10 protein-coding genes are annotated in these 12,410 nt (G+C 70.5%); 6 read left to right on the top strand and 4 right to left on the bottom strand.

Annotation, left to right across the window (positions count from 1 at the left end):
• Positions 1–44 precede the first annotated feature (44 nt).
• Positions 45–1,163 carry a metal-dependent hydrolase gene (locus ACVTJA_RS08385; protein WP_465835350.1) on the bottom strand — a complete coding sequence of 373 codons (1,119 nt, stop codon included), beginning with the start codon at positions 1,161–1,163 and terminating at the stop codon, positions 45–47.
• Positions 1,164–1,190: 27 nt separating this feature from the next.
• Positions 1,191–3,275: a lipoxygenase family protein gene (locus ACVTJA_RS08380; RefSeq protein ID WP_465835348.1), complete on the bottom strand. Its 2,085-nt coding sequence runs from the start codon at positions 3,273–3,275 to the stop codon at positions 1,191–1,193.
• 57 nt (positions 3,276–3,332) lie between these two features.
• Between ACVTJA_RS08380 and ACVTJA_RS08375 the strand changes: the two genes are divergently transcribed.
• From ACVTJA_RS08375 to ACVTJA_RS08350, 6 genes are all read left to right on the top strand, one after another.
• A complete protein-coding gene (locus tag ACVTJA_RS08375) occupies positions 3,333–5,369 on the top strand; it encodes a lipoxygenase family protein (protein ID WP_465835346.1) in 2,037 nt (678 codons plus the stop codon).
• 21 nt (positions 5,370–5,390) lie between these two features.
• On the top strand, positions 5,391–6,824 hold the full coding sequence (locus ACVTJA_RS08370) for a cytochrome P450 (RefSeq protein ID WP_465835344.1): 1,434 nt from the start codon (positions 5,391–5,393) through the stop codon (positions 6,822–6,824).
• The gene (locus tag ACVTJA_RS08365; protein ID WP_465835342.1) at positions 6,821–7,666 is read left to right on the top strand and encodes a fatty acid desaturase family protein; all 846 of its coding nucleotides are present in this window, start codon (positions 6,821–6,823) and stop codon (positions 7,664–7,666) included. Before ACVTJA_RS08370 ends, ACVTJA_RS08365 begins: the two co-directional genes overlap by 4 nt.
• 12 nt (positions 7,667–7,678) lie before the next feature.
• Complete coding sequence (locus tag ACVTJA_RS08360; RefSeq protein WP_465835340.1) at positions 7,679–8,719, top strand: AraC family transcriptional regulator; 1,041 nt, start codon at positions 7,679–7,681, stop codon at positions 8,717–8,719.
• Positions 8,720–8,821: 102 nt separating this feature from the next.
• Complete coding sequence (locus tag ACVTJA_RS08355) at positions 8,822–9,310, top strand: Mpo1 family 2-hydroxy fatty acid dioxygenase (protein WP_465835338.1); 489 nt, start codon at positions 8,822–8,824, stop codon at positions 9,308–9,310.
• A gap of 4 nt (positions 9,311–9,314) precedes the next feature.
• Positions 9,315–9,830, top strand: coding sequence for a DUF962 domain-containing protein (locus ACVTJA_RS08350; RefSeq protein WP_465835336.1), 516 nt, complete (start codon positions 9,315–9,317; stop codon positions 9,828–9,830).
• Positions 9,831–9,902: 72 nt separating this feature from the next.
• On the opposite strand, the gene ACVTJA_RS08345 is transcribed toward ACVTJA_RS08350, so the two are convergent.
• Positions 9,903–11,234 (bottom strand): adenylate/guanylate cyclase domain-containing protein, encoded by a 1,332-nt coding sequence (locus ACVTJA_RS08345; protein WP_465835335.1) that lies wholly within the window; start codon positions 11,232–11,234, stop codon positions 9,903–9,905.
• Positions 11,235–11,260: 26 nt separating this feature from the next.
• The gene (locus ACVTJA_RS08340) at positions 11,261–12,256 is read right to left on the bottom strand and encodes an asparaginase (RefSeq protein WP_465835333.1); all 996 of its coding nucleotides are present in this window, start codon (positions 12,254–12,256) and stop codon (positions 11,261–11,263) included.
• Positions 12,257–12,410: the final 154 nt, after the last annotated feature.

The raw sequence follows: 12,410 nt of genomic DNA, 5'->3' as shown, positions 1-12,410 counted from the left end.
GCATAGAGCGCGGCGCACCGATTTCGGAGGCTGGTGCCCCACGTCTATGGCTGCGTACGCACGGGCCGCAATTCGCGGTCCAGTTCCACCACGGCGGTGCCCAGTCCGGTGCCCTGCATCCGCGAGTAGCGCACGTCGCGGATGGTGACGCGCCAGCCGACCGGAGTCTCCTCGACTTCATACGTGGGAAGGCGCAGCCAGTTGGCGAGCCCGCGAATCCCTGGCGCGGCCAGAGCGGCCTGGATGACGGGGCGGGGGTTCGGCTCGCGTGGTTGGCTCGCATCGCTGAAGCGGAAGCGGTTCTCCTCCGGCTCCAGGAAGTTGGCACTGACGAAGTGATAGCGGTCCGGCGCCAGCGCGATGATGTCCCGCACGAACGGATTGGCCGGAATGGGGCCTGCGATGGTGCGCTCCACAGGAAGGTCCTGCGCGCGCAGCCACGCCAGTGCTCCCGGCGCCGCCACCTGTGAGCCCACGAAGATTGCGCCCAGGTACAGCACGAGCCCCACGCCACACACCGTCGCCACACGCTGCGCGGTGACCACCTTCGCACCACCCAGGCGCAGCCAGAGGATGGCGAAGATGCCCACGCTCCACAGGACCTTCGCGGGCCAGGGCACGAAGTCCGGCACGGTGACGAGCGCCGTGGTGGCCGCGCCCAGCACCACCCAGCCCGCGATGGAGCGGCGCGTGCGCGCATCCGCCATCACCACCGACGCCCCCGCGAGCAGCCACACCCACGGGTCGATGATGAAGAGCGCGTCCCCGTAGAACCACGTCCCATCAAAGGGCATCAGCAGCCGTACGCCGTACGTGTTGAGCCAGTCCAGCGCGGGATGGCTGAGCACCGACAGCACCGAGCACACGAGCAGCGGCCCAAAGCGCGCGGGTGGCAGATCCGGACGCCGCCGTCCGCGGACGTACCTGTCCCAGAGCAGCATCAAGCCCGTGAGCACGAAGGGCCACAGGGCCAGCGCGAGCACGCCGTGCGTCCAGCCCCGTCTCCAGTAGAGCGACGCATCCGGGCCCGCGAAGGAGACGAAGGCATCCACGTCAGGAAGGTTGGCGCCAATGACGAGCGTCGCGGTGGCCAGCGGCGTGGTCCGCTTCAGCCCCGCCTCCGCCATCCACGCACCAACCAGCGAGTGGGCCAGGTTGTCCATGGGCTCGAGTGTCTCACGACGTGAGCGCTAGATGTTGATGCGGGAGCTGACGGTGCGGACATCCATTCCCAGCTCCGCGAACCGCGCCGCGTGGGCGCGGAGCAACTCCACGAACCGCGGGTGCACGTCCGCCTCCTCGTTGGACAGGATGAAGCCGTAGTTCGTCTTGGACAGCATCCACGAAATCCACAGCATCTCCGTGGCCGCATCGGGCGGCGGGGCGACGTCCAGGTCCGCCTCCGTGGACAGCGCCCCGCCCTTCCCCCAGCGCAATCCCAGACACGTGTACAGCACCTCGCCCGCGTCCTCCCACTGGAGGTTGTTGGCCCACGCATGCCGGAAGGTCGCGAAGTAGATGACGTAGCGGCAGAGCTGCTTGAGCGCGTCCAGCTCTCCGGGCGCGGGCGTGTCCGTCCTCGTCACCGCGCTGACGGCCTTCGGCACCGGCTCCGTCACCTTCGCGTCCAGGTCCATGCGCTCCGTGCGCACGAACCAGGGAGCGTCCTTCCCCGGCACCTTCGCCCGGAGGTAGCGGCACACGAAGGCCGGCGCGGCGTGGGCGACGAGGTCGTCCGAGAAGCGACGCACCTCGAGCCACTGCGCCTCCACCTCGGCCCCGTGCTCCGCGAAGAAGGCATCCACGTGCTCGCCGAGGAGCTTCCAGAACAGCCCCGCCGCCCGGGCATACCGGTGCCCCTCGCACACGGGCGGCGCGGGCGCGAAGCCGCGCCAGTCGTAGCTGCCCAGCAGGTGCTGCAGGCGTGTCTCGATGGCCCGCTCGGTCAGCGCGCTGGTGCGGGTGATGAAGCCTGTCGGCCCGATGAGGAACCCGCTGGCCGCGTGGTTGATGAGCACCACCTCCCGCAGGTGCGGCATGAGCAGCCAGCGCAAAGGACTGCGCCGCAGGTTCCGCTGGGCGGAGATGGCGTACTGCTCGACGTTGAGGTGGCACTGCCCGAGGTGGTTGCCCAGCTCCGTGTCCAGCGTCGCGCTCACCCGGGCCATGCGCTTGGCGGCTTCCCACTCCGCGCCATCCGCGGGCGTGAAGCTCCGGCGCGTCACGGGTGAGCCGGGCGCCGTCGCTCCTGGCTCGCGCATCCCCAGGATGATGCGCACCGGCAGCAGCCGTCCCTCCACCAGCCGCAGCCGCACGTCCACGTCGGGAAGGCAGTGGACACCGTCCTGCTCGTACGCGTTCCACGGGTAGTAGAGCCGGAAGGCCTGGGCATCTCCGGGGACCTCGGGGTCCCGGTCGAGGACGGTGGAGAACATGCCGTTGAGGAGCCGCTCGCCGAAGAAGGCATCGCTCCGGCTGGAGCCCGGGGCCTCGCGCTCCATGCGGACCGTCAGTGGCTCTGGGTAGTCGGCCTGGATGCGATGCACGTCGGGCGCGTGGCCCAGGCGGACCTGCAGCAGGTGCTGGCGCTTGATGAGCTCGATGGGCGCGACGGCCTTCAGCATCGCGAGCGAGCGTCCGGGGGCATAGGCGGTCGGCGGCGTCCCCTCCTCCGTCACCAGCAGCCGAGCCAGCGGCGTCGTCGGGTCGTACTCCCAATACGGCAGCCGCATGGTGCCGAAGTCGTGATGGAGACCACCATGGTTGTCGGGCCCCTTCTCCGAGCCGATGCGCCGCCAGGTCTCCACCACCCGGCCATCCTCGCGGAAGGTGTGCTGCGGCTCGAAGAAGCGGACCTCCAGGTCCGGCAGGTCTCCCGCGCCCGCGTCCGCGGGGTCATAGCGGATGGAGAAACGACCGTCGGCGTCCGTGAAGCCCTCGCCGAGGAAGTCGTCGGGCGCGCCGAAGTCCCGGTCCCAGAGCTCCACCTTGAGGTGGTGCAGGGGCACCGCTCCCTCGGGGCCGTCCTGCTGGAAGACGATGCGTCCCACCGCGACGGCGGGAAGGCTCTCGGGTGCCTTCCGGGTGCGGGAACCCCGTACGTGGGGTGCAAGCTCGCGGCTGAGAGCAAGCCGCTCCTCGAGCGCCAGCCCCGAGTACCACCGCGCCAGCTCCTCGGGCTCGAGGAGCTCATTGCCCTTTCCCTGCCCCTTGAACCCCAGGGACTCCATCAGGCTTCGCAGCGCGCTGAGCATCGTCCCGCTGAAGGCTAGCACGCTTGCGCCACCCACTTTGCGCGCCTTACCGTGCGGGCCCGCTATTCAGAGGTACGTATGGCTACTGAGTACAAGCTCATCATCCGCACGGGCACGCGGCTCGGCGCGGGGACGGACTCCACCATTTCCGTCGTCCTGGTCGGCACGCGGGGAGAGAGCGCGCCGCACGTCCTGGACAAGCGCTTCCACAACGACTTCGAGGCCGGCGCCGAGGACGTCTACACCGTCTCGACGGAGGACGTGGGCGAGCCGGTGGCGCTGCGGTTCAGCAACACCGGCGCCGGAGCCGCCGCGACAGACGACTGGCTCCTCGACACCGTCCGCGTGGCGGCGGGCAACAGGAGCTGGTTCTTCCCCTTCTACCGGTGGGTCCTGGGCGGCACGACGGTGGAGGTGCTGGAGGGCTCGGCGCGACTGCCACAGCAGGTGACGAGCGAGCGCGAGGCCTTTGCCCGCCGCGCGCAGCTCCAGGCCCGCCAGGCGATGTACGTCTGGCGTCCGGCCGAGGCGACCGAGGGGCTTCCCGGCGCGCTCGACATCAGCGAGCAGCGGCCCCTGCCGAAGGACGAGCTGTACCGGGGGCTCACCGAGGGCAGCTATGAGGTGGTCGTCGCCAAGACGCTGGCGGCCATCAAGCTGCACCTGCCCATGATGTCCAAAGCCTGGAACGGGCTCGTCGACATCTTCGACTTCTTCAAGGGCATCGAGATGCCCAAGCTCGCCCAGCGCTGGAAGGACGACCTGGAGTTCGCGCGGCAGGCCGTCCAGGGCATCAACCCCCTCCACATCCAGGGCATCTCCCGGCTGCCCGAGGGCATGCCGCTGACGGACGCGGACGTCCACGGCCTGCTGTCATCGGGCCAGACGCTGGCCCACGCCCTCGAGGCGAAGCGCATCTTCCTGCTCGACTTCGAAATCCTCGACGACATCCGCATGTATCGGAAGACCGGCGAGGACGGCGTCGAGGAGCACCGCTGGGCGCCGGCGTCCCGGTGCCTGCTCTACGTGGACGACGCACGTCAGCTCCGGCCGCTCGCCATCCAGCTCGGGCGGGACGCGGAGAGAGACCCGGTCTTCACGCCCAACGATGGCGAGCACGACTGGCTGGCGGCGAAGGTCTACGTCCGCTGCAGCGAGGGCAACGCGCACCAGATGGTGTCGCACGCGCTGCGGACCCACTTCGTGGCGGAGCCGTTCGTCATGGCGACGATGCGCAACCTCCCGGACCCGCACCCCGTCTACAAGCTGCTCCGCCGCCACTTCCGCTACACGCTCGCCATCAACGAGGGCGCGCGCAAGGGCCTGCTCGCCGAGGGCGGCGTCTTCGACGACTTCATCGCCACCGGCGGTCCCGACAAGGGACACCTGCAGCTCGGCAAGAAGGGCTACCAGCGCTGGAAGCTGTCCGACAACAAGCCGCGTCTGGACTTCGAGCGGCGCGGTGTCCTCGACGCCGCCGTCCTCCCCTACTACCCCTACCGGGACGACGCCCTGCCGCTGTGGGATGCCCTCGAGGAGTACGTCGGCGGCGTGCTGCGGCACTTCTACCGGTCCGACGCCGACCTCGCGGCCGACACCGAGATGCAGCGCTGGTGGGCGGACCTCACCGAGCGGGGGCTGCCCGTCGACAAGCTGCCCTGCCGCGAGCTGAAGCGCGTCGATGACCTGGTGGACATGCTGACCACGGTCCTCTTCACGGTCAGCGTCCAGCACGCCGCGGTGAACTATCTGCAGTACGAGCACTACGCCTTCGTGCCCAACGCACCGCTCTGCATGCGCCGCGAGCCGCCGAGGCAGAAGGGCGTCATCGGCCCGGAGGACATGGCGGCGATGATTCCCAGCAAGTCCCAGATGCTCTGGCAGGTGGCCATCGGCCGGGCGCTCTCCAGCTTCGGCGATGACGAGGAGTACCTCCTCCACGAGGGCGGCTGGCGCGAGGACTACTTCCAGGAGCCGGAGCTCGCGGCCATCCGCGACCGGTTCCTCTCGCGGCTGCGCGCCCAGCAGGAGGCGGTGAACGCTCGCAACGCGCGGGCCGAAGTGCCCTACACCGTCCTGCGGCCGGACCGCGTCCCCTGCGGCATCACCGTCTGAGACGCCCTGGAGTCCACGCCCTTGCCGAACCCCATCTCACGCGGCCTGTTCAACCTGTTCTTCGGCGCCCGGCGCAAAGCCTACGCGAGCCTGCCCGGGCCGGCGCCCGGCCTGCTGGGCAACCTCGGAGACTTCCTCGCCGCTCCGCCCTGGGACGTCTGCGCGCGCTACGGGCGCACGTACGGGGGACTCACCCTCATCTGGATGGGCCCCAGCCCGGCGCTGGTCCTCAACGACGCCGCGCTCATCGAGGAGGTGCTGGAGACGCGCCGCCTGGAGTTCGAGAAGGGCAACATCGGCGAGCAGATCCGCCACTCCACCACGGACGACACGCCCTTCATCGCGAAGCAGGCCGAGGACTGGTCGCGCAAGCACGCCATGGACCCGCTGGCGCAGCCGTGGACGCCGGCCTGGGAGGCCGCACAGGTGGGCCCCCTTCAAGCGGCGGTGGCCGAGTCGGTGGAGGCGCTGCTGCGTGAGCCGTCCATCGACCTCGCGCCCGCGCTGCGCAAGCTGACGTTCGACGCCTTCTGCGTGGCCACCGTGGGCGAGAAGCTCCCGGCGTCCGTCTACGAAGACTTCATGCTGCTGGCCGCCGCCGCCGACGCGCGCATCCAGGCGAAGCTGCCCTTGAGGTTCGTCTCCCCGCCCAAGGGCTTCGCGGCGGCGAAGGAGCGCTTCTACGGCCTGTTCGCCGAGAAGATTCGCGCGGCGCGCGCGGCGCCGGATGCCCACCGCGTGGACCTGATGTCGTGGACGCTGCGCGAGATGCCGGAGCTCGACGACACGGTGCATGCGCACCTGCTCGGAGGCTTCTTCTTCGGCGGCGTCTTCTCCTCGAGCACCACCCTGGTCGGCGCCTTCCACCAGCTCCAGAAGTTCCCCGAGGCCGAGGCGCGGCTGGCCGCCGAGGCCGCCTCGCTGGCGGGCGCGCCCCTGTCCTACGAGCGCCTGCGCGAAGCGCCCTGGGCCGAGGCCGTCGCCTACGAGGCCCTGCGAATCCTGCCCGCGGTCCGCATCTTCCTGCGCACGCCGTCCGCCGAGACGCGGCTCGCGGGGGTGACGTGGCCCGCGGGCACGACGCTCATGATTTCGAACCAGCACCTGCACCGGGACCCGTCCCACTGGGCGAATCCCGAGGTCTTCGACCCGGCGCGCTGGCTCGACGGCGGCGCGGAGAGGAATCCGCTCGGCAGCGGCCACTTCTTCCCGTTCGGCCGGGGGCCCCGGGCCTGCGTGGCTGGTGCCTTCGCCATGGTGTACCTGCGGACGGCGCTGACGACCCTCGCGTCCCAGGTGCAGGTCCAGGTCGACTCGACGGAGCCCTTCGAGGAGGGCTTCTTCTTCGGCGTCGTCCTCCCCAAGGGTGTCACCGCGAAGCTGCAATCCCGCCAGTCGGGAAACGTTCAATCCCTCATCAGAGCCCGTTCATCTCCCGCTGTGGAAAGTGCATGACCCTGTTCCGGAATCCCCGAGACCGCATCCCCGTACTGCTGTTCCTCATCCTCTTCGCGCTGGACCTGACGGTGTACTTCACGGCACGAAGCTGGTGGCTCCCCATCCTGTGGCTCGCGCTGTGGGTGATTCCCAAGGGATGGATTTGCGCGTGGAACCACCACCACCAGCACGTGCCCGTGTTCCGCCACGCCCTCCCCAACCGCCTCCTGGATGTGGTGTTCGGCTTCCAGACGGGGGTGACGTCACACGCGTGGTTCCTGCACCACGTGCTCGGCCACCATCGCAACTACCTCGACCAGGAGAAGGACGAGGCCCGCTGGAAGCGCCGCGACGGGACGCCGATGGGCGAGGTGGAGTTCTCCGTCATCAACACGCTCGTGGCCTACCCGCGCGCGTTCCGCGTGGGCCTGGCGAACCCGCGCGTCCTCCCCGTCTTCCTGGGGATGGGCGCGCTGCAGGTGGCGCTGCTCGGCCTGCTCTTCTGGCATGACGCGTACAACGCGCTCTGGGTGTTCCTGCTCCCCATGGGCGTGTCGCTCTACGTGACGGTCTGGGCCACGTACTTCCACCACGTCGGGCTCGACGCGACGGAGCACACCGGCGCCTCGTACAACATCGTGCATCGCGGCTACAACCTGGTGACGGGCAACCTGGGCTACCACACCGCCCACCACGCACGGCATGGCCTGCACTGGTCCCAGCTCCCCGAGCTCCACGCGCGGCTCGCCCCCGAGATTCCCGCCACGCTCTACCGCCAGCCCGGCATTCCCTTCGTGTGGTCCAACCCGGAGGCGCAGTTGGAGCCGGGCCCCGTTGGGCCCGTGCCCGGGACGGGGTAGCGTTCCGGCCGCGTGGAGACGCAGCCCCCATCCAGGCCTCCGACGGACGTCCGGTCCCAGCTCGTGGGCCCGCTGCTCGCGTACCTGCGCGCGACGGGGCATGCCCCCGCGCCATTGGTGGAGCGCTTCGGCCTCCCCGCCAACGCCGCGTCCCTGCCCGAGGTCAGCCTCCCGCTCGCCACGCTGCACGCCTTCCTCGACGCCGCGGAGGCCCTCTCCGGCGACGCGTTCCTCGGCCTGCACGTGGCGCAGCGGGTGCCGCGCGGCACCTACGGCCTCGTGGAATACATCGCCCGGGCCTCGGCCACCGTACGCGACACCTTCCGCTCGCTGGCCCGGTACATGGCATTGCTGGAGCCCGCGTGGAGCGCGTCCTTCCGCGACGAGGCCGACGGCGGCGGCACCTTCGCCTACGGCATCCCCGGCGAGCCCCTGGCCTACGGCCGCCACGCCAGCGAGTACGGCCTCGCCCTCTTCGTCCACGTGGGCCGCCAGCTCACCGAGCACCACTTGAGGCCGCGCGCCGTCGCCTTCGCCCACCCCGCCCCCGCCGACATCCGCCCCCTCGTGGAGCACTTCGGCGTCACGCCCGTCTTCGGCGGCGGCCTCAACTCCCTCACCCTGGACGCGGCCACGCTGGACACGCCCGTCGTGGGCGCCGACCCCGTCCTCCTCTCCGTGCTGGAGCGCGCCGCCGGGACGCCTCCTGCCGCCGCTCCTCCGCCCGGCCCGCAGGTGCCCGACTTCGTCCAGCGCGTGCGCGAGGCCATCCGCGCCTCCCTGCGCGAGGGGGCGCCCCAGGTGGGCGACGTGGCGAAGCAGCTCCACGTCAGCCTCCGCACCCTCCAGCGCCGCCTCACCGAGCACGGCACGTCCTTTCAAGACGAGGTCGACGCGGTGCGCCGTGAGCTGTCCTTCCAGTACCTGAAGGACCCTCACCTGGGCGTCAGCCAGGTGGCCTTCCTCCTCGGCTACGCGGAGCTGAGCACCTTCGACCGCGCCTTCAAGCGGTGGACGGGGATGACGCCCCGCGTCTGGCGCGAGGAGCGCTGAAGACTGGCGTCCGCTGCCAGGAGATTGGCGCGCGCTGCCAGGAAAGCTGGCGCGACATCACCTACCGTACACGTCTTGCAGTCCTTTTCCCCCGGAGGACACATGCTCAAGCCCCACGTGGTGGCCCTGTTCGACGAGTACTACTCCTCGCACCAGCACCCCACCAACCGCCTCACGCACAAGGTTGCAATCCCTCTCATCATCCTCCACATCGTGGCGATGCTGGACTGGGTGAAGCTGGCGACGGTGCCGGCGCTGCCGGGCGGAGTGCTGACGCTGGGGATGGTGTCCCTGGTGACGACCGCCATCTGGTACCTGCGGGCGGACGTGAAGCTGGGCCTCATCGTGATGGCGTTCATGGTCGCGTGCCTCCCCGTGGGCCGCATGCTGCCGATGTGGAGCGTGGTGGCCATCGCCGTCTTCGCCTGGCTGGTACAGCTCGCCGGGCACGCCGTCTGGGAGAAGAAGTCGCCCTCGTTCCTCACCAACCTCGTGCACGCGCTGGTGGGCCCGCTGTTCTTCGTCGCGGTGCTCTTCGGCGACTACCAGTTGAAGCCCGTTCCTCCGGCCGCACAGCCGGCACGCGCCTGAGCCCATGAGCTTCGCCGACAAACTGCGCGCCTGGATGCCCCTGCACGAGAACGGCGTGAGCCGTGCCGCGCACTTCGTGGGGGCGTACATGTTCACCTTCGCCCTGCTGGTGCCGCTGAGCTTCGTGCGCGTGCCGGTGGGTGGAATGGAATTCACCGCGGCGCACGCGCTGGTGGTGGCCGTGGCGCTCTACGCCGTCTCGCTGGAGTGGACGGCGGGGCTGCTGATGGCGCTGCCGCTGGTGCCCACGCTCGCCGCCGCGCAATCCGTGGCGACCCTGCCGGCGGGCACCGCCGCCGCCGTGGCCGTGGGGGTCATGGTGGTGCGCTTCGCGCTCGTCGTGGGCGCGCACGTCGTCTTCGAGAAGAAGACCCACGGCCTGTCCCTCGGCGGGCCGCTGCTCTTCTTCATCGAGCCCGTGTACCTGCTCACGCTCGCCCTGTTCGCCATGGGGCTGAAGCGTGACTTGCACGCGCGGGCCACCGCGGGGGGTGCTCCTTCCGCGCGGCTGGCGGCGTGACTCGCTGAGCAGTGGAAGACACGGGCCGCGTCCACACAGCGTGGATGCGGCCCGTGACGTTTCGGGAGAAAGCTACGTCGCCGCGGCGACCTGGAGGACGGGCGTCGCCTCTTCCATCGCGGGGAGCCGGCCTTCGAGCGTGTAGACGACCACCGCCCCGCGCCGGCCCCTCACGTGCGTCTCCGCAAGGCGCTCCCCGGCGAAGCGCCCGCCCCCCAGCTTCCAGGTGCTCTCGCTGACGAGGATGTCCACGCCGTGCGCCTTGGTGAGCCCCTCCACGCGCGAGGCCAGGTTCACCGCGTCGCCGATGACGGTGTACTCGTGCTGCTCCGCGCCGCCGAGCATGCCCGCCGCCACCACGCCGGTGTGCAGGCCGATGCCGATGCGCAGCCGGGGCAGGCCCTGCTGCTCACGGTGGGCGTTGAGCTCCTCCAGCCGCGCCCGCATGTCGAGCGCCGCGCGCATGGCCAGCTCCGCGTGGTCCTCACGGTGGTCCGGCACGCCCCAGCACGCCAGCATCCCGTCCCCGAGGAACTTGTTCACGATGCCGTCGCGCGCCATGACGATTTGCGACATGTGCCCGAAGTAGTCGTCCAGCAACTCCAGCACCTGGCGCGGCTGCAGCGTCTCGCTCAGCGCGGTGAAGTCGCGGATGTCGCTGAAGAGGATGGTGACCTCGCGCTGCACCGGCTCGAGCGACACGTCCCCGAGCTGCATCACCCGCTCCACCACCTGCCTCGGCAGGAAGCGCGAGAGGCCGTCGCGGCGGCGCAGGTTGAGGAACATGCCGCTCACGTCCGCGTTCGTCCGGGCGATGAGCGCGCCCAGGGCCACGTAGCAGGAGACGACGAAGCTGACGCGCGCCGGAGAGCCGTGCCCCGTCACGCCCGCCATCACCACGTACGCCATCGAAGACAGCGTCGTGGACAGCAGCACGTGCAGCCACGAGTAGCGAGCCACCGAGAAGGCCAGCACCAGCCCCAGGCTCGCGGCGAGCATGCCCGCGTCGAACTGGCCCGTGCGCGTCCACGTGTGCCAGGCCATGTACGAGAAGAAGCTGGTGTCCAGCACCGTCGTGGGCAGCGGGAACCACCGCGCGCGATTCGGCGCCGGCTTCTGGTCCCGCAACACGAGGATGGCGGCCACGGAGAACAGCCCGTACCCGGCGATGGCCAGCATGCGCCACTCGTCCATCACCGGCCGGTAGGGCTCGTTGGACAGCGTCGAGATGACGCCCTGGCTGATGGCCATCAGCCCCAGCACGCTCAGGCGGAGGAGGGACACGCGGCGCTCGCCTCGCAGCGAGTTCTCCGCGAACACCATCTCCTCGTTGGCGCGGCTCTGGGAGAAACGGGCCACCGTGGACTCGCGGCCCCTTCCATGGCGCTTGTCGCGTCGGCGCATGATGACGTGCTCCTTCGAGGCCCCCATCAGTGGAAGCGCAGCGCGCCGGTGGCCCGCAGCCCGCCCACGGGCTCGCCCCGGGTGGTGCGCAGCACCGGAGCCTCGTGATGTCCCAGGCCGGAGAGAGGCAGCGACACTCCGCGCCGCTCGGCCACCTGCCGCAGCACCGCCAGCAGCGCGGGCGGCGAGCAGCGCCCGTCTCCGTCCTCCACCTTCAGCGCCACGCCCAGCCCCAGCGCCGGCAGCGCGGCGCTGTAGATGCCGTCCGCGCCCACCTTCACCACCACCGCGCCCTGCCCGGCCGTCATGATGTCCGTGCACGGACGGCCCGTGCCCGCCACCAATTCCGGGTGCGCCACCATGGCCTCACGCAGCCGCCGCGCCGCGGGCTCCGTCGAGACACCGAAGCGCGCATAGGAGGTGGCCATGGCGCGCAGGGACAGCGCGAAGCACACCGCCGTGCACCCATCCACGCCCAGCTTCACCGCGTCACGCGACTGGCCCGTCCAGCGCAGCACCTCCGCGAGGGAGCGCTCCTGCACCGGATGGCCGGCGCGCTCGTAGCCCTGCGTGGCCCAGCCGTGGTGCCGCGCCAGCGCGAGCATGCCGGCGTGCTTGCCCGAGCAGTTGCTCCAGCGCGGGGTGATGATGACGCCCGCGCGCATCGCCTCATCGGCCACGGCCTGGGACAGCGGCGGGTGTGGACCGCAGGCGAGCTGCGACTCCTCGCAGCCGCACGCGCGCAGCATGGACGCGGCGAGCGCCCGGTGCATCGGCTCGCTGGAGTTCGAGCCACATGCCAGCGCCAGCTCTCGCGGGCCGAAGCCGTAGTGGTCCGCCGCGCCGTCCAGCACGAGCGGCATGGCCTGGAAGGGCTTGGCCGCGGACCGCCACCACGTGACGCGCTGTGGGTCTCCCGCCTGCGCGACGAGCATGCCCTCCGTGTCCACCACCGCGACGGACACGGCGTGGACGGACTCGACCAGTCCCGAGCGGACGGTCTCGATGGTGAGCGTGGACATGGAACGGCGCCATACCAGGACCAGCGCCGCTTTGCTCGGCTCCTTCCCCTGCGCGGGACGTCCGCCTCCCTGCCTGGCATACCCTGGCACCAGGCCCCGGCGCTTCCCAGCTTGAGGGTTCGAGAAGAACACCTCACCACCATGTGAAGGGGAC

The sequence above is a fragment of the Pyxidicoccus sp. M6 genome (genome assembly GCF_055568925.1).
This window is presented reverse-complemented; position numbering and strand designations above follow the sequence as displayed.

Excerpts from the sequence above, each read along its gene's own strand:
- ACVTJA_RS08385 (WP_465835350.1), bottom strand. The coding sequence starts at position 1,163 with ATGGACAACCTGGCCCACTCGCTGGTTGGTGCGTGGATGGCGGAGGCG.
- ACVTJA_RS08375 (WP_465835346.1), top strand. The coding sequence starts at position 3,333 with ATGGCTACTGAGTACAAGCTCATCATCCGCACGGGCACGCGGCTCGGC.
- ACVTJA_RS08365 (WP_465835342.1), top strand. The coding sequence starts at position 6,821 with ATGACCCTGTTCCGGAATCCCCGAGACCGCATCCCCGTACTGCTGTTC.
- ACVTJA_RS08355 (WP_465835338.1), top strand. The coding sequence starts at position 8,822 with ATGCTCAAGCCCCACGTGGTGGCCCTGTTCGACGAGTACTACTCCTCG.
- ACVTJA_RS08350 (WP_465835336.1), top strand. The coding sequence starts at position 9,315 with ATGAGCTTCGCCGACAAACTGCGCGCCTGGATGCCCCTGCACGAGAAC.
- ACVTJA_RS08345 (WP_465835335.1), bottom strand. The coding sequence starts at position 11,234 with ATGCGCCGACGCGACAAGCGCCATGGAAGGGGCCGCGAGTCCACGGTG.
- ACVTJA_RS08340 (WP_465835333.1), bottom strand. The coding sequence starts at position 12,256 with ATGTCCACGCTCACCATCGAGACCGTCCGCTCGGGACTGGTCGAGTCC.